Source organism: Mesorhizobium sp. C416B (assembly GCF_030323165.1).
Classification (GTDB): domain Bacteria; phylum Pseudomonadota; class Alphaproteobacteria; order Rhizobiales; family Rhizobiaceae; genus Mesorhizobium.
Genome location: NZ_CP100471.1, coordinates 2,948,591 through 2,963,548 on the forward strand (window position 1 = coordinate 2,948,591; position 14,958 = coordinate 2,963,548).

General features: G+C 63.2%; 12 protein-coding genes and 1 tRNA gene. 8 read left to right on the top strand and 5 right to left on the bottom strand.

The window, feature by feature from the left end; all coding sequences use genetic code 11:
- Nucleotides 1-30 precede the first annotated feature (30 nt).
- A complete protein-coding gene (locus NLY43_RS14440) occupies nucleotides 31-3,534 on the top strand; it encodes a PAS domain-containing hybrid sensor histidine kinase/response regulator (protein ID WP_023711401.1) in 3,504 nt (1,167 codons plus the stop codon).
- 104 nt (nucleotides 3,535-3,638) lie between these two features.
- On the opposite strand, the gene NLY43_RS14445 is transcribed toward NLY43_RS14440, so the two are convergent.
- Together NLY43_RS14445 and NLY43_RS14450 are read right to left on the bottom strand one after the other, a co-directional pair.
- Nucleotides 3,639-4,298, bottom strand: a complete 660-nt coding sequence (locus NLY43_RS14445; protein WP_023681935.1) for a response regulator transcription factor — start codon at nucleotides 4,296-4,298, stop codon at nucleotides 3,639-3,641.
- A 116-nt stretch (nucleotides 4,299-4,414) separates the two neighbouring features.
- On the bottom strand, nucleotides 4,415-4,849 hold the full coding sequence (locus NLY43_RS14450; RefSeq protein ID WP_023669646.1) for a hypothetical protein: 435 nt from the start codon (nucleotides 4,847-4,849) through the stop codon (nucleotides 4,415-4,417).
- A 105-nt stretch (nucleotides 4,850-4,954) separates the two neighbouring features.
- Between NLY43_RS14450 and NLY43_RS14455 the strand changes: the two genes are divergently transcribed.
- Nucleotides 4,955-5,305 carry a DUF952 domain-containing protein gene (locus NLY43_RS14455; RefSeq protein ID WP_023669645.1) on the top strand — a complete coding sequence of 117 codons (351 nt, stop codon included), beginning with the start codon at nucleotides 4,955-4,957 and terminating at the stop codon, nucleotides 5,303-5,305.
- Nucleotides 5,302-6,372, top strand: coding sequence for a quinone-dependent dihydroorotate dehydrogenase (locus NLY43_RS14460; RefSeq protein ID WP_023711402.1), 1,071 nt, complete (start codon nucleotides 5,302-5,304; stop codon nucleotides 6,370-6,372). Before NLY43_RS14455 ends, NLY43_RS14460 begins: the two co-directional genes overlap by 4 nt.
- Here NLY43_RS14460 and NLY43_RS14465 read toward each other — a convergent pair.
- Nucleotides 6,369-7,706 carry an MATE family efflux transporter gene (locus tag NLY43_RS14465; RefSeq protein WP_023696686.1) on the bottom strand — a complete coding sequence of 446 codons (1,338 nt, stop codon included), beginning with the start codon at nucleotides 7,704-7,706 and terminating at the stop codon, nucleotides 6,369-6,371. The genes NLY43_RS14460 and NLY43_RS14465 overlap by 4 nt on opposite strands.
- Before the next feature lie 217 nt (nucleotides 7,707-7,923).
- On the opposite strand from NLY43_RS14465, the gene NLY43_RS14470 reads away from it, so the two are divergent.
- Nucleotides 7,924-8,826, top strand: coding sequence for a histone deacetylase family protein (locus NLY43_RS14470; RefSeq protein ID WP_023711403.1), 903 nt, complete (start codon nucleotides 7,924-7,926; stop codon nucleotides 8,824-8,826).
- Between the two features lie 67 nt (nucleotides 8,827-8,893).
- On the opposite strand, the gene NLY43_RS14475 is transcribed toward NLY43_RS14470, so the two are convergent.
- Nucleotides 8,894-9,157 (bottom strand): DUF6460 domain-containing protein, encoded by a 264-nt coding sequence (locus NLY43_RS14475; protein WP_023681941.1) that lies wholly within the window; start codon nucleotides 9,155-9,157, stop codon nucleotides 8,894-8,896.
- A gap of 181 nt (nucleotides 9,158-9,338) precedes the next feature.
- Between NLY43_RS14475 and NLY43_RS14480 the strand changes: the two genes are divergently transcribed.
- A tRNA-Gly gene (locus NLY43_RS14480) sits at nucleotides 9,339-9,412 on the top strand.
- Nucleotides 9,413-9,416: 4 nt separating this feature from the next.
- Here NLY43_RS14480 and NLY43_RS14485 read toward each other — a convergent pair.
- Entirely contained in the window at nucleotides 9,417-10,424 is a 1,008-nt protein-coding gene (locus NLY43_RS14485; protein ID WP_023669640.1) for a LysR family transcriptional regulator, read from the bottom strand.
- A 294-nt stretch (nucleotides 10,425-10,718) separates the two neighbouring features.
- Between NLY43_RS14485 and chvE the strand changes: the two genes are divergently transcribed.
- The 3 genes from chvE to mmsB all read left to right on the top strand — a co-directional run bounded on the left by chvE (nucleotide 10,719) and on the right by mmsB (nucleotide 14,757).
- Complete coding sequence (chvE, locus tag NLY43_RS14490; protein WP_023681943.1) at nucleotides 10,719-11,789, top strand: multiple monosaccharide ABC transporter substrate-binding protein; 1,071 nt, start codon at nucleotides 10,719-10,721, stop codon at nucleotides 11,787-11,789.
- 152 nt (nucleotides 11,790-11,941) lie between these two features.
- Nucleotides 11,942-13,474, top strand: a complete 1,533-nt coding sequence (gene mmsA / locus NLY43_RS14495) for a multiple monosaccharide ABC transporter ATP-binding protein (protein ID WP_027049369.1) — start codon at nucleotides 11,942-11,944, stop codon at nucleotides 13,472-13,474.
- Nucleotides 13,471-14,757 carry a multiple monosaccharide ABC transporter permease gene (mmsB, locus tag NLY43_RS14500; RefSeq protein ID WP_023669637.1) on the top strand — a complete coding sequence of 429 codons (1,287 nt, stop codon included), beginning with the start codon at nucleotides 13,471-13,473 and terminating at the stop codon, nucleotides 14,755-14,757. The genes mmsA and mmsB overlap by 4 nt, the downstream gene beginning before the upstream one ends.
- The last annotated feature ends 201 nt before the right edge of the window (nucleotides 14,758-14,958 follow it).

Sequence of the window (14,958 nt, forward strand, 5' to 3'; positions counted from 1 at the left end):
TGAAAGCTGGCCGAGGAGGATTTTCGGGCCGTGCAGGGCTGGTTCATCGTCATCATTGCGGTCGCCTATGTAACGCTGCTGTTCGTCATCGCCAGCCTCGGCGACCGGCGTTCAACGGCGTTGGGACCCGGCCGCGCCCGGCCCTTCATCTATGCGCTCAGCCTCGCCATCTACTGCACCTCCTGGACCTTCTTCGGCTCGGTCGGCCTGTCGTCCGAGCGCGGCCTCGAATTTTTGGGCATCTACACCGGGCCGGTGCTGGTGTTCGTGTTCGGCTTTCCGCTGCTCAATCGCATCGTGCGGCTGGCCAAGAGCGAGAAGATCACCTCGATCGCCGACTTCCTCGGCGCGCGCTACGGCAAGAGCTTTGCCGTCTCGGCGATCGCCACGCTGATCGCCACCATCGGCGCGGTGCCCTATATCGCACTGCAATTGAAGGCGATCTCCGGTTCGGTCGGCCTGATGGTCGAGCATTATACGGGATCGCCGCCCTCCTTCGATCCCTTCGTCAGCGACATCTCGCTGGTGGTGGCCATGCTCTTGGCGCTGTTTGCGGTGCTGTTCGGCACCCGCCATGCCGACGCCACCGAGCACCAGGACGGGCTGGTGCTGGCGGTGGCGGTCGAAACCGTGGTCAAGCTCGCCGCCTTCCTGGCGATCGGCCTGATGGTCACCTTCCTGATCTTCGGTGGCCCGGGCGACATGATCGACAAGCTGGCCGAAAACAGCCAGGTGCGGCAAGCCATGGGCTACAACACCTCGCTCGCCACCTGGCTGGTGCTGACTTGCCTGAGCGGCTTTGCCATCATCATGCTGCCGCGCCAGTTCTACGTCACCATCGTCGAGAACCGCGGCGAGGCCGAACTGCGCACCGCGACCTGGGTGTTTCCGCTCTATCTCGTGGCGATAAACCTGTTCGTGCTGCCGATCGCCTTCGCCGGCCTGGCGCTGGTCGGCGCCAAAACCACCAGTGACCTCTATGTGCTGGCGCTGCCCTTGTTCGGCGGCCATGACTTCCTCGCCATGGCCGCCTTCATCGGTGGGCTGTCGGCGGCGACCGCCATGGTGATCGTCGAAAGCGTGGCGCTGTCGATCATGATCTCCAACGACCTCGTCATCCCGCTGTTCGTGCGCCGCCTGCTCAAGACCACGACCTCTGAGAATGAGGATTGGTCGACGCTGATCCTCAACGTGCGGCGCGGCGCCATCTTCATCCTATTGTTCATCGCCTTCCTCTACTACCGCGAAAGCACCAACTCGGCGCGGCTGTCGTCGATCGGCCTGATGTCGTTCGCGGCAATCGCCCAATTCGCGCCGGCGCTGATCGGCGGGCTGATCTGGCGCGGCGCCAATGGCCGCGGCGCGGCCCTTGGCATGGTCGCCGGCATCCTCGTCTGGGGCTATACGCTGCTTTTGCCGTCGCTCTCGGCAGCCGACGCGGACATCGTCGTGCAGGGGTTGTTCGGTTTCGAGGCGCTGCGGCCGCAGGCTCTGTTCGGCACCGTCGCCGAACCGTTGAACCACGGCGTGCTCTGGAGCCTGTCGGTCAACACGCTGTTCTTCGTGCTCGGCTCGCTGTCGCGCGCGTCAGTGCCGCTGGAGCGGATCCAGGCGTCGATCTTCGTGCCGCGCGAATCCGGCCCGATGCCCAGCCTGCGCCGCTTCCGCACCGCCATCACCGTCAACGTGCTGAAAGACACCATCTCGCGCTACCTCGGCGTCGAGCGCACCGAGCGCTCCTTCCAATCCTTCGAGAAAAGCAATGGCGTCTCGCTGCACGGCAATGAGCAGGCCAGCATGGATGTCATCCGCTTTTCCGAGCAGCTGCTGGCGAGCGCGGTCGGCTCGTCTTCGGCGCGGCTGATCCTGTCGCTGCTGTTTCGCCGCAACGACCGCGAGTCCAAGGACGCCTTTCGCCTGCTCGACGACGCCACCGAAGCGCTGCAGCACAATCGCGACCTGCTGCAGATCGCGCTCGACCAGATGGAGCAGGGCATCACCGTATTCGACCGCGATTTTCGTCTGATCTGCTGGAACAGACAATATCGCGCGCTGTTCGACCTGCCCGACGAGATGGGCCAGGTCGGCGTCTCGCTCGACCGCATCCTGCGCCACCTCGCCGAGCGCGGCGATATTCCGGCCGACCAGCGCGTGGCGATGCTCAACCGGCTGACCAGTTTCGTCAGCCCGTGGCAGATGGAGTTGAAGACCAGCGGCCGCATCCTCGAACTGCGCTCAAACCCGATGCCGGACGGCGGAATCGTCGCCACCTATGCCGACATATCAGGACGCGTCGAACAGGATTTGGCGCTGAAGCGGGCCAATGAATCGTTGGAGCAGCGGGTCAAGACGCGCACCATCGAACTGACTAGAGTCAACGAGGAGTTGACCCGGGTCAATGAGGAGCTGGCGCAGGCGCAGATGCTGGCCGAGGAGGCTAATCTGGGCAAGACGCGCTTCCTCGCCGCCGCCGGCCACGACATCCTGCAGCCTTTGAACGCCGCCCGTCTCTACTGCTCGTCGCTGATCGAAAAAGCCGGCAAGGGGCCGGCGGGCAAGGCTGCCGTCAACATCGAATCCTCGCTCGAATCGGTCGAGACGATCCTGGGCGCCGTGCTCGACATTTCGCGCCTCGACGCCGGCGCAATGAAGCCGGACGACAGCGCCTTCCGCCTGGACGGGCTGCTGCGCCAGATCGGCAATGATTTTCAGCCGCTCGCCGCCGAAAAGAAACTCGATCTGACGATCATAGCCTCGTCGCTCAGCGTGTTGACGGACCGCAACCTGCTGCGCCGGCTGATCCAGAATCTGGTCTCCAACGCCATCAAATACACCCCCCATGGCAGCATCCTGGTCGGCGTGCGACGGCGCGGCGAACTCGCCGAAATCCAGGTGATCGACACTGGCATCGGCATTGCCGGCGACAAGCTGAACACGGTCTTCAACGAGTTCACCCGGCTGGACGAAGGCGTGCGCGAGGCCGAAGGTCTCGGCCTTGGCCTGTCCATCGTCGACCGCATCGCGCGGGTGCTGCGGCTCGAGATCCAGATCTTTTCCAACCCGGGCAAGGGTACGCGCTTTTCCGTTATCCTGCCGGTTGCGGCGGTTGAGGCGCCGCGGCGCGAGGTCGAGCCGAAGGCGCCTGCCCGCACCGCGAATTCGCTGGCCGGCCTGCGCGTCATGTGCATCGACAACGACGCTCGCATCCTCGACGGCATGCGGCTTCTGCTCGAGGGCTGGGGCTGCAGCATCGGCACGTTTTCGGGTTCGGAGGATTTTGGCAGGGCCGATCGTCCCGACATCGTGCTTGCCGACTATCATCTCGATGGCAGAAGCGGCCTCGACATCATCGCCCGCCTGCGTGACATCCATGGTTCGGACCTGCCGGCCGTGCTGGTCACCGCCGACCGCTCCACCGAGGTCCGTGCCGCTGCCGCCGCCCTGGACGTGCCGGTGATCAACAAGCCGCTGAAGCCGGCCGTGCTGCGTTCCATGATGGCAAGGGTCAGGCCGCTGGCATCGGCGGCCGAGTAGGGTTCAATGCATGTCGCCCAGAAGTGTGCCCCGGTTCTGGGACCACGACATGCATCGAACAAGAGCTAAAGCGGGTCGCATGAATCCGTTCAGCGCGATGCGCTTTAGCCTGCTGGCTGCAACGGATCGCTGCCGATCTTGGACAGCTGGATCACCGCCTGGGTGCGGCTGTCGACGCCGAGCTTCTGCAGGATGGCCGAAACATGCGCCTTTACCGTCGCTTCGGAGACGCTGAGCTCGTAGGCGATCTGCTTGTTGAGCAGGCCTTCGGCCAGCATGCCGAGGACACGCGTCTGCTGCGGTGTCAGCGCCTGCAGCCGCTTGATCAGGTCGGATATTTCCGGGTCGCGCTCGACGCCGAGGTCGATGCCGACGGGGGCTGCGATATCGCCTACCAGCACCGATTGCACAGCGCTGCGGATTTCCTCCATGCTGGCCGATTTGGAGATGAAGCCGGATGCGCCGAGATCGAGCGCGCGCCGGATGGTCACCGGGTCGTCGTGGGCCGATACCACCACCAGCGGCACCGCCGGGTGGATGCCGCGCAACGCGATCAGACCGGACAGGCCGCTGGCGCCCGGCATCGACAGGTCGAGCAGCACCAGGTCGACATCCTCATTGGCCACGACCAGGGCCTTGGCGCTTTCGAAATCGCCGGCCTCGTGAATGGCGGCGACATCGCCGACGCCGGCAAGCGCCTCTTTCAAGGCGCCGCGGAACAGCGGATGGTCGTCGGCAATGACGAAGGTGTAACCCGACGGCAAATCTTCCTCCCAAATCCCTTATCGATTATCGGCTTTTACGGGACCGGACGATTATGCGGCGAAGCGCTTTGTTTCAAGCGGCAATGGCCGGACGGGGCATTTCCCCGCCGGGCAGTTCAGGTCTTTTGCGAGTTGAGTTTGGCGCCGTCGCCATTATCCTTGTCCATCTCCTTGACGATGCCCATGAAGCCGCGCAGCATGCGCTCCATATAGCTCATCGTCTTGTCGAAATCCTCTTCGCTCGGCAATTTCGATTCGAGACGGGCCGACAGCGAATTCTCCAACCTGGTGACGCGTTCGTCCATGGCCTTCATCGAGGACTGCAAACGATCGACCTCGTCCTGGAAGGCAGCGCGTTCGTCGGCCGCGATCTTGCAGACGAGCTGGCCGGAGCGCTCCTCGCAGATCGACATGGCGCCGGTCCGGGTGTCCATGCGGACATAGCCGTTGGCCGATTTTTCCAGCCGGTAGCGGTCGGTCTCTTCGGACCAGGCCGATGCCGCAACCAGCGAGACCAGTGCGGCGGGGATCAGTATGTGCTGCAGACGCATGTTCCATCCTCCACGAGCCAGTATGCGCAACCTATCACAGCTTTGCGCCGTAAATGCGGACGAGTTGCCCTTCCCCGCATGATCGGTTCGGATTATAGCGCAACCATGTCTCAGATTATCTACAAGATCGCGCCCGAAGCGCTTTGGCGCGAGGCCGAGAAAAACGGCCGTTTCACCGGCGCTCCGATCGATATCGCCGACGGCTTCATCCATTTCTCCACCGCTGATCAGGTCAGGGAGACGGCGGCGAAGCATTTCGCCGGCCAGATGGATTTGCTGCTGATCGCCATCGACGGGGCGCTGCTCGGTGACGCGCTGAAATACGAGGTCTCACGGGGCGGCGCGCTGTTCCCGCATCTCTATGGCGTGCTCGATATGAGCGCCGTGCTGTGGGTGCGGCCACTGCCGCTCGGGGCCGACGGCGCCCATCAATTCCCGGCGCTGGAGGCCGAATGATCGTGTTCGATCGCATCGGCCAGAAACTGCTGTTCACCTTCGATCCGGAAACGGCGCATGGCATGTCGATCGCGGCGCTGCGATGCGGTCTGCCGGTCGGCGCGCGGACGGTGCGCGACGACAGGTTGAAGCTCAGCCTCTGTGGCATCGCCTTCCCCAATCCGCTCGGCATGGCCGCAGGCTACGACAAGAACGCCGAGGTGCCCGACGCGCTGCTTGGCCTCGGCTTCGGCTTTGCCGAAGTCGGCACCGTGACGCCGCTGCCGCAGGCCGGCAATCCGAAGCCGCGCATTTTCCGGCTGACTGAGGATGATGCGGTGATCAACCGCCTGGGCTTCAACAATGAGGGCCACGAGGCGGCGGAAAAACGCCTTGCCGCGCGCCAGGGACGCGGCGGCATTGTCGGCGTCAACATCGGCGCCAACAAGGACAGCGCCGATCGTGTCCGTGACTATGAGTTGGGCGTTTCCCGTTTTGCGAAATACGCCAGCTATCTCACCGTCAACATCTCGTCGCCCAACACGCCCGGCCTGCGCACCATGCAGGCGCGCGAACAGCTCGGCGAACTGTTGTCTCGGGTCATGTCGGTGCGTGCAGCAGCTTCGGCGCAGCCGCCCCTCTTCCTCAAGATCGCGCCCGATCTGGTCGAGGCCGAGCTTGAAGACATCGCCGCCGAAGTCAGCGAGAAGCAGATTGACGGCGTCATCGTCTCCAACACGACGCTGGCGCGAACCGGATTGCGTAGCGCCACCAGCGAGACCGGCGGGCTCTCCGGCAAACCGCTGTTCGAGCGTTCGACCATCGTGCTGGCCAAGATGCGCAAATTGCTCGGGCCGGAGCGCGCCATTATCGGCGTCGGCGGCGTCGATTCGGCCGAGAACGCGCTGGAGAAAATCCGCGCCGGCGCCGATCTCGTCCAGCTCTACACTGGCATGATCTATGCCGGGCCGGCGCTGCCGGGGCGCATCCTTGCCGGGATGGTGCGATTTGCCGACAAGGAGCGGCTGAAATCATTGCGCGAACTGCGCGACAGCCGGCTCGATCAGTGGGCTGCCAGGCCGCTCTAAAACGCCGTGCGCAACCGGAGCCGCAGGATGGCCAGCAGGCTGAAGCCGCGCACCAGCAGGAAAACGTGCAGCGCCGCCCACAGGCCGTGATTGCCGAGAGACGGCGCCAAGCTGAACAATGCGGCGCTGAAGGCCAGGAACGACACCAGCATCATGTTGCGCATGTCGCGCGACCAGGTAGCGCCGATGAAGACGCCGTCCATCTGGAAGGCCAGCACGCCGCTCAGCGGTGTCAGTGCCGCCCACGGCAGATAGATGTCGGCAACAGCACGAACATCCGGCGACGTGGTGATCAACGAAATCAGGCCGGCGCCGCCGAGCCAGAAGATCAGCGTGGCGGTTCCGGCGAGGCCGAACCCCCAGAATAAGGTCAGACGTACCGCCCGGCGGAACGCCGTCTCGGCACGTGCGCCGATCGCGCGTCCCGCCAACTGTTCGGCCGCGGTGGCGAAACCGTCGAGAAAATAGCCGGCGACGAGGAAGAAGTTCATCAGCACGGCATTGGCGGCCAGCGTCAGCGTGCCGAACTGCGCGCCCTGGCGGGTGAACAGCGCGAAAGCGGCGAGCAGCGAGAACGAGCGGATCATGATATCGCGGTTGAGCGACAGCATGCGCAGGAAAGCGGGCATGTCGAGCAGGCGATGCCGCGGCAGGCGGGGTGCGGCCCGGAAGCGCCAGACAACGATGGCGAGACCCAGCAGCATGGCCAGACATTCGCCGGTGACGGTCGCCCAGGCCACGCCGGCGACGCCCCAGCCAAGCTTCAGGCCGAGCAGGATGCAAAGCACGATGTTGATGCCGTTGAGCACCGCCTGCAGCATCAGCCCAAGCCCGCCCTCGCCGCGTCCAAGGACATAGCCGAGGATGGCGTAGTTGATCAGCGTGAAGGGGGCGGCGAGCATTCTGATGTGGATATAGACGCCCATCGCCTCGCCGACGCGCGCTTCGCCGCCGATGAATTTCTGGCCGGCGATGGCAATCAGCGGCGCAAGGACGACAAGCACGATGCCGGCGGCGACCGCGATCAGCACGGCGCGCCAGAACACCGCCTGCTCCTCCAGTTCGTCGCCGCGCCCAAACGCCTGGGCGACGAGGCCGGTGGTGCCGGAGCGCAGGAAATTGAAGGTGCTGAAGACGACGTCGAAGACCAGCGCCCCGGCCGCCAGGCCGCCGAGCAGGGCGGCATCGCCGAACTGCCCGACCACAGCCGTGTCGACGATGCCGAGCAGCGGCGTCGTCAGATAGGCGAGCGTCATCGGCACGGCGATGGCGAGCACCGAACGGTTGGTGACGGCGAAGGGTCTCGCGTCGGCTGGGATTGCACCCGTGTCCAGGGGACTGCTGCCTTGCTGATTGCGGCTTGATCGAACAGCCGATGTGCCCCATTTTCCGGCCACCGCGCAATCACTCTTGCCGTGACGGCCAACCGAAATGTTCTTCTGGCGCGAGCCCGCCGGATCCGAGTACTGGTTTTAAGCAATTCCCAAGGGGAAGCGCTACGCGCTTCTCCCGGGAAAACCGCTGCCCACTTTTCCTGGAATTGCTTTAGCCATGCCTTTGCAGATCGTCCATCACCCCGACTACGATGCCGGCTTCGCGGTCAATCATCGCTTTCCGATGAGCAAGTATCCGCTGCTGATGCAGGCCTTGCATATCAGGGGCCTGATCCGCGCCGAGGCGCTGGCGATGCCCGAGCCGGCGCCGGCCTCCTGGCTGAAGCTTGCCCATGCGGCTGATTATGTCGACCAGGTCATCGCTTGTTCGGTGCCTGAGAAGATCGAGCGCGAGATCGGCTTTCCCGTGGTTCCGCGCGTTTCGCTCAGGGCGCAACTCGCCGCCGGCGGTACGGTGCTGGCAGCACGGCTGGCGCTTATCAACGGCATTGCCTGCAACAGCGCCGGCGGCAGCCATCATGCGCGGCGTGCGCAGGGCGCGGGCTTCTGCACCTTCAACGATGTTGCCGTCGCTTCGCTGGTGCTGCTGGCCGAAGGCGCGGTGCAAAACATCCTGATCATCGATCTCGATGTGCATCAGGGCGACGGCACGGCGGATATACTGAGAGACGAGCCACGCGCGTTCACCTTTTCCATGCATGGCGAGCGCAATTATCCGGTGCGCAAGATTGCCTCCGATCTCGACGTTGCCCTGCCGGACGGCACCGGCGATGGCGCCTATCTCGAACGGCTGGGTGTCCTCCTGCCGGAGCTCTCGGCCAAGGCGCACTGGGACATCGTCTTCTACAATGCCGGCGTCGACGTGCATGCCGAGGACCGGCTCGGCCGGCTATCGCTCAGCGATGACGGCGTGCGTGCCCGCGACGCCATGGTGATCGGTCATTTCCGCGCGCTGGGCATCCCGGTCTGCGGTGTCATCGGCGGCGGCTATTCGACCGATGTCGCAGCGCTCGCCGCGCGCCACGCCATCCTGTTCGAGGTGGCGTCGTACTTTGCCTGAGTGGCCTTTGGTTTGAGCATGATCTTTTCCGAAAACCGGTTGCCACTTTTCGGGATCATGCTCCGCTTCACTTGCGGTAGTTCGCGACCCTGAGCAGGATGAACACCGGCACGACGATCGCGGCGCCGAGCAGGATATAGCCCAAGAAGCGATAGACCGCGTTGAAGCCAAGATTCCACAGATCGATGAAGAAGCCCTGGATGCGGTAGAAGACGTCCATCGGCGTCCAGCCGAACGCATTCATGACCAGGCCGACGAGGAACGACACGACCAGCAGCTTGACGATCACCCTGACGGGCGAGTCACCGAGAAAGCGCGTCACTGTGGACAAGGGGCCTGCCTCCAGATTGGTGTGCCCGGATTCGGGGTACAAACCACGAATACGCACTTGCTGCGCCCACATCAAGGCAGGCGGACTGGCGCAATCGGTCGGGGTTTCCAACAGCCGTTTACGAAGAGCTGTCCAAGGGCGATTGCCCGAAGCACGCCCGTCATGATATCGAGAGGCCAATGCGGGTATGATGTAATGGTAGCTTGTCAGCTTCCCAAGCTGAACGCGAGGGTTCGATTCCCTCTACCCGCTCCAGTTCCTATCCCACCTCCCGCAAGATAAAATCGTGCAGCATCTTGGCTGCCGGCGACAGGACGCGGTTCTTCACCGTGATCAGGCTGTAGGGGCGGACCTCGATGTCAAACTCGGTCTGGACGACATCGATGGCGCCGGCGAGACCGTCGGGGTTCTGGATGAATTTTGCCACCTGGATCGACACCGGGGCGATGGCGTCGGACTGCGCCACCATGACCAGTGTGAGCAGCAGGGACGAGGTGTTTAGGATGCGGTCCGGCAGGGCGATGTTGCGGTTCAGGAAATTGCTCTCCATCGCCTGGCGCAGCGGCGACCCGCCCGACTGGAACACCCAGTCGAAGGCGGCGGTGTCCTCCAGCCGCACCGCCCTCCCATTGTTAAGAGGATGGCCATTGCTCAGCGGGTGGCCGCGACGCACGATCAGGCAGGCCTTCTCGACGCCGATGACACGGGATTCGAACAGCCGCGGATTGAGGTCTTCGGGAACACGGGCTATGATGAAATCATGGCGCGTGGCGATCAGTTCGCGCGCCAGCACATTCGACGTCTCGACCTGCATGGTAATTTCGATGCGCGGATAGAGGCGGCGTATCTCGCGGATCGCCGGGACCGCCAGTTCGATCGCCGGCGCCGTCACCGCGCCAAGGAACACCGAGCCGCCCTTGCCGGCCTTGAGCTCCGATATTTCGCGGTCGGCCTCGCGCATTTCGAGCAGGATCGAGCGCGCGCGCCGGGCCAGCGCCTTGCCGTAAGGGGTGAGTGTGATGCCGCGCGGCAGCCTTTCGCAGAGCTTCACCTCGAGCACCGCTTCCATCTCGGAAATCATGCGCGAGGCCGCCGGCTGCGAGATGTTCATCACCTGGGCGGCAGCACTCACCCGACCGTGATCGTCGAGTGCTGCGATCATGCGCATGTGACGCAGGCTCAAGCCGCTACGCAGAAGTGTCTCGCCATCGCCCGGCAATTCATCGTAACCGCTTGAAATTCCCTGAGGACCTCGTAAAGCCGCCATGCCTTTTCCCGCTTCCGCCACTGTTCCAGCCCGGGTTAGTCATATACCGGTTTTGGTATAGCAACCACCGAAGATCGCATTTGACAGTTATGGCAAAGGGTCACACTTTCGCGCGTCCTCAAGACTTGACGGTCGATGACGAGCAAAATCGTATCGATTTAAATCAAGACTGAGGGCCGATTGGGAGGATACCGGAGATCGATTATGACGGCGGCGGCGCTTTGGCGCATCCGCCCGACTGCGCGGCCCGCGAAGCCCCGAGGTGTCGCGTCCATCAACCAGGGAGAGTTTTACGTGAAAATCATCAAGACACTGGCCGCCGTCGCGGCCCTTGGCATCGCTGCCATGACCTACTCGGCGCACGCAGCCGACAAGGGTCTTGTCGGCGTGCTGATGCCGACCAAGACCTCGCAGCGCTGGATCAATGACGGCGATGCCGTCAAGTCCCAGCTCGAAGCTCTCGGCTACACGGTCGACCTGCAGTACGCGCAGGACGACATCCCCAACCAGCTCAGCCAGCTGGAAAACGAAATCACCAAGGGCCCGAAGGCGCTGATCATCGCTTCGATCGACGGCACGACCCTGTCGGACGCGCTGCAGAAGGCCGCTGACGCCGGCGTCGTCGTCGTCGCCTATGACCGCCTGATCAAGAAGACCGCCAATGTCGATTACTACACCACCTTCGACAATTTCGGCGTCGGCGTGATCCAGGCGAACTCGCTGGTCAAGGGCCTCAAGGAGCGCTTCCCGAACACCAAGCCGTGGAACGTCGAACTGTTCGGCGGCTCGCCGGACGACAACAACGCCTTCTTCTTCTACAACGGCGCAATCTCGGTGCTGCAGCCGCTGATCGATGACGGCTCGATCAAGATCAAGTCCGGCCAGACCGGCATGGACAAGGTCGGCACGCTGCGCTGGCTCGCCGCCACCGCCCAGGCGCGCATGGACAACCTGCTGTCGGCCAACTACTCGGACGGCAGCCGCGTCGATGGCGTTCTTTCGCCCTATGACGGCCTGTCGCGCGGCATCACCGCTTCGCTGCGCGCCGTGGGTTACGGCACCGACGCCCAGCCGTGGCCGATCGTGACCGGCCAGGACGCCGAGACTGCTTCGGTCAAGCTGATCATCACGGGCGAGCAATACTCGACCGTGTTCAAGGACACCCGCGAACTGGCAAAGGCCACCGTCGAACTCGTCGACAAGGTGCTCTCGGGCGGCAAGCCGGACGGCCTCGATGAAAAGACCTACAACAACGACGTCAAGGTCGTCCCCTCGATCCTTTTGACGCCGCATGAGGTCGACAAGTCGAACTATCAGGCACTGGTCGTCGACTCCGGCTACATCAAGGCCGACGAACTGAAGTAATCCGTTTATAAAGACAGGGGTCCTGCCCGACGCAGGACCCCTGTCCGTTCACAAGCGACCCCGGTATTGTTTCTACCGGACTTAGTTTGCGTGCATGTCGTTGTCTCAAACCGCAAGCACTTTGGAGCGACATGCAACAGGAGGAGCTTGCCCTGATGACGACGATTTTGGAGATGCGCGACATCACCAAGACGTTCCCCGGCGTGAAGGCGCTGTCGAACGTCAACCTCAGCGTCGAAGAAGGCGAGATCCACGCCGTGGTTGGCGAGAACGGCGCCGGCAAGTCGACGCTGATGAAGGTCCTGTCGGGCGTCTATCCCGCCGGCACCTATGACGGCCAGATCATTTTTCAGGGTCAGGAATGCCAGTTCAAAGGTATCCATGACAGCGAACACAAGGGCATCGTCATCATCCACCAGGAGCTAGCGCTGGTGCCGATGCTGTCGATCACCGAAAATATCTTCCTCGGCAACGAAAACGCCCGATACGGCGTCATCGACTGGGATGCCAACGAGGCGCGCACCGCTGCCCTGTTGAAGAAGGTGGGCCTCAAGGAGGACCCCAAGACACTGATCACCAATATCGGCGTCGGCAAGCAGCAGCTGGTCGAGATCGCCAAGGCGCTGAGCAAGGACGTCAAGCTTTTGATCCTCGACGAGCCGACCGCGTCGCTCAGCGAGAAAGACAGCCAGGCGCTGCTCGATCTTCTGCTCGAATTCAAGCGCCAAGGCATGACCTCGATCCTGATCTCGCACAAGCTCAACGAGATCAACCGGGTCGCCGACAAGGTAACCGTCATCCGTGACGGGCGCACCATCGAGACGCTGGCCAAGAAGGATATCTCCGAAGACCGCATCATCACCTCGATGGTCGGCCGTTCGCTAGACGACCGCTATCCGCCGCGCGAGCCCAAGATCGGCGAAGTCGTGTTCGAGGTGAAGAACTGGTCGGTCTATCACCCGCTCCATGCCGAGCGACAGGTGATCAAGGGCATCGACATCAATGTGCGCAAGGGCGAGGTGGTCGGCATCGCCGGGCTGATGGGCGCCGGCCGCACCGAATTCGCCATGAGCCTGTTCGGCCGCTCCTATGGCCGCCGCATCACCGGCGAAGTGCTGCTCAAGGGCAAGCCGGTCGATGTCTCCTCGGTAAGCAAGGCGGTCCAACACGGCATCGCCTATGTCACCGAGGACCGCAAAACCTACGGCCTCAACCTTATCGACCATATCAAGCATAACATTACGCTGGCCAATCTCGACGGCGTGTCGCGCCACAGCGTGATCGACGACATGCGCGAGCTTGCGGTCGCCAACGACTATCGCAAGAAGACCAATATCCGTGCGTCAAGCGTCTATCAGATGACCGGCAATCTTTCCGGCGGCAACCAGCAGAAGGTGGTGCTGTCGAAATGGTTGTTTGCCGACCCTGACGTGCTGATCCTCGACGAGCCGACACGCGGCATCGATGTCGGCGCCAAATATGAAATCTACACGATCATCGCGCGCCTTGCCTCGGAGGGTAAGGCGATCGTGGTCATCTCGTCGGAAATGCCGGAATTGCTGGGGATTACCGACCGCATCTACGTCATGAACGAAGGGCGCATGGTGGGCGAAATGCCGGCGGCGGAAGCAAGCCAGGAAAAGATAATGCGCGCCATCGTCCGGGGAGAAGGAAAAGCAGCATGAGCACCGAAAGCGCCCCCGCCCCGCAGGGCAACGTCGCCGACGAACAGCGCCCGCGCATCGCCGTCTCGGCGCTGGCGACGAATTTACGCGAATACGGACTGATCATAGCCCTGATCGTCATCATGCTGTTCTTCCAGTTCACCACGTCGGGGACGTTGTTCAAGCCGGTCAATCTCAGTAATCTGGTGCAGCAGAACTCCTTCATCATCGTGATGGCGCTCGGCATGCTGCTGGTGATCGTATCGGGCTATATCGACCTCAGCGTCGGATCGGTCGCCGGTTTCATCGGCGCGCTGGCGGCAAACATGATGGTTATCTGGCAGCTCGGACCGCTGAGCAATCCGCTGGTGGTTTCGATCGTCTGCCTGGTCGCGGGTGGCCTGATCGGCGCCGCGCAAGGGTATTGGATCGCCTATCACCGGATACCGAGCTTCATTGTCACGCTGGCCGGCATGCTGATCTTCCGCGGCATTTGCCAGGCGTTGCTTGGCGGCGGCTCGTCGGTGGGTCCGCTTCCCGACGACTTCAAGATGCTCAGCTCCGGCTTCATCCCGGATGTGATCGGCCCACTGACGCTCGTCCCGCCGGTCGTGAACGCAGCCGGCAAGACCATCATGGGCAGCGGCGTGACCCTGCACATGACGACGGTCGTGCTGGGGCTGATCGCCGTGCTCGCCTATGCCTATTTCGGGGTCCGCACCCGGCGCAAACGAGAACGCCATGGTTATGAGGCCGAGCCCTTCACCCTGTTCGTCGTCAAGACGCTGGTCGCCAGCGCGCTGGCGCTGTTCCTGGTCTATGAGTTTGCCAGCTACCGCGGCCTGCCCGTGGTGCTGCTGGTCATGGGCGTGCTGATCACGCTGTTCGTCTTCGTCACCAAGCGCATGACCATCGGGAGGCGCATCTACGCCATGGGCGGCAATCCCAAGGCGGCGCAGCTGTCGGGCATCAACACCGAGCGGCTGACGCTGATGGTGTTCATCAATATGGGCGTGCTGTCGGCGCTTGGCGGCCTGATCATCGCGGCTCGTCTCGGCCAGGCGGTGCCGGCGGCGGGTCTCGGCTCGGAGCTCGATGTCATCGCCGCAGTGTTCATCGGCGGCGCCTCGGCGATGGGCGGCGTCGGCCAGGTTATCGGGGCGGTCGTCGGCGGCTTCATCATGGGCGTGATGAACAACGGCATGTCGATCATGGGCGTCAATGTCGACTGGCAGCAGGTGGTCAAAGGCCTGGTGCTGCTCGGCGCCGTGATCTTCGACGTCTACAACAAGAACAAGGCCTGACAAGCTTCAGCGAGGCAAGCAGGAGGCATACGGTCGCGGCGCAGCCGGCAAGTTGTCGGCATAAGAAGTCCCCCGAGGGATGGAGCTCGCGAGCGCAATCCGGACGAAGAGTTCAACCCGTGGCGCGGCGAGGTCCGAGCCGCGCAGGTCAAGGTTTGCCAAGGGGCAACCCGGCCAAGGCACATGAGAGAGGATTTCATC

Bases quoted from the DNA above. Each gene is read 5' to 3' on its own strand.
- NLY43_RS14450 (WP_023669646.1), bottom strand. From the start codon at position 4,849: ATGCGTCTGCAGCACATACTGATCCCCGCCGCACTGGTCTCGCTGGTT.
- NLY43_RS14455 (WP_023669645.1), top strand. From the start codon at position 4,955: ATGTCTCAGATTATCTACAAGATCGCGCCCGAAGCGCTTTGGCGCGAG.
- NLY43_RS14460 (WP_023711402.1), top strand. From the start codon at position 5,302: ATGATCGTGTTCGATCGCATCGGCCAGAAACTGCTGTTCACCTTCGAT.
- NLY43_RS14470 (WP_023711403.1), top strand. From the start codon at position 7,924: ATGCCTTTGCAGATCGTCCATCACCCCGACTACGATGCCGGCTTCGCG.
- NLY43_RS14485 (WP_023669640.1), bottom strand. From the start codon at position 10,424: ATGGCGGCTTTACGAGGTCCTCAGGGAATTTCAAGCGGTTACGATGAA.
- mmsB (WP_023669637.1), top strand. From the start codon at position 13,471: ATGAGCACCGAAAGCGCCCCCGCCCCGCAGGGCAACGTCGCCGACGAA.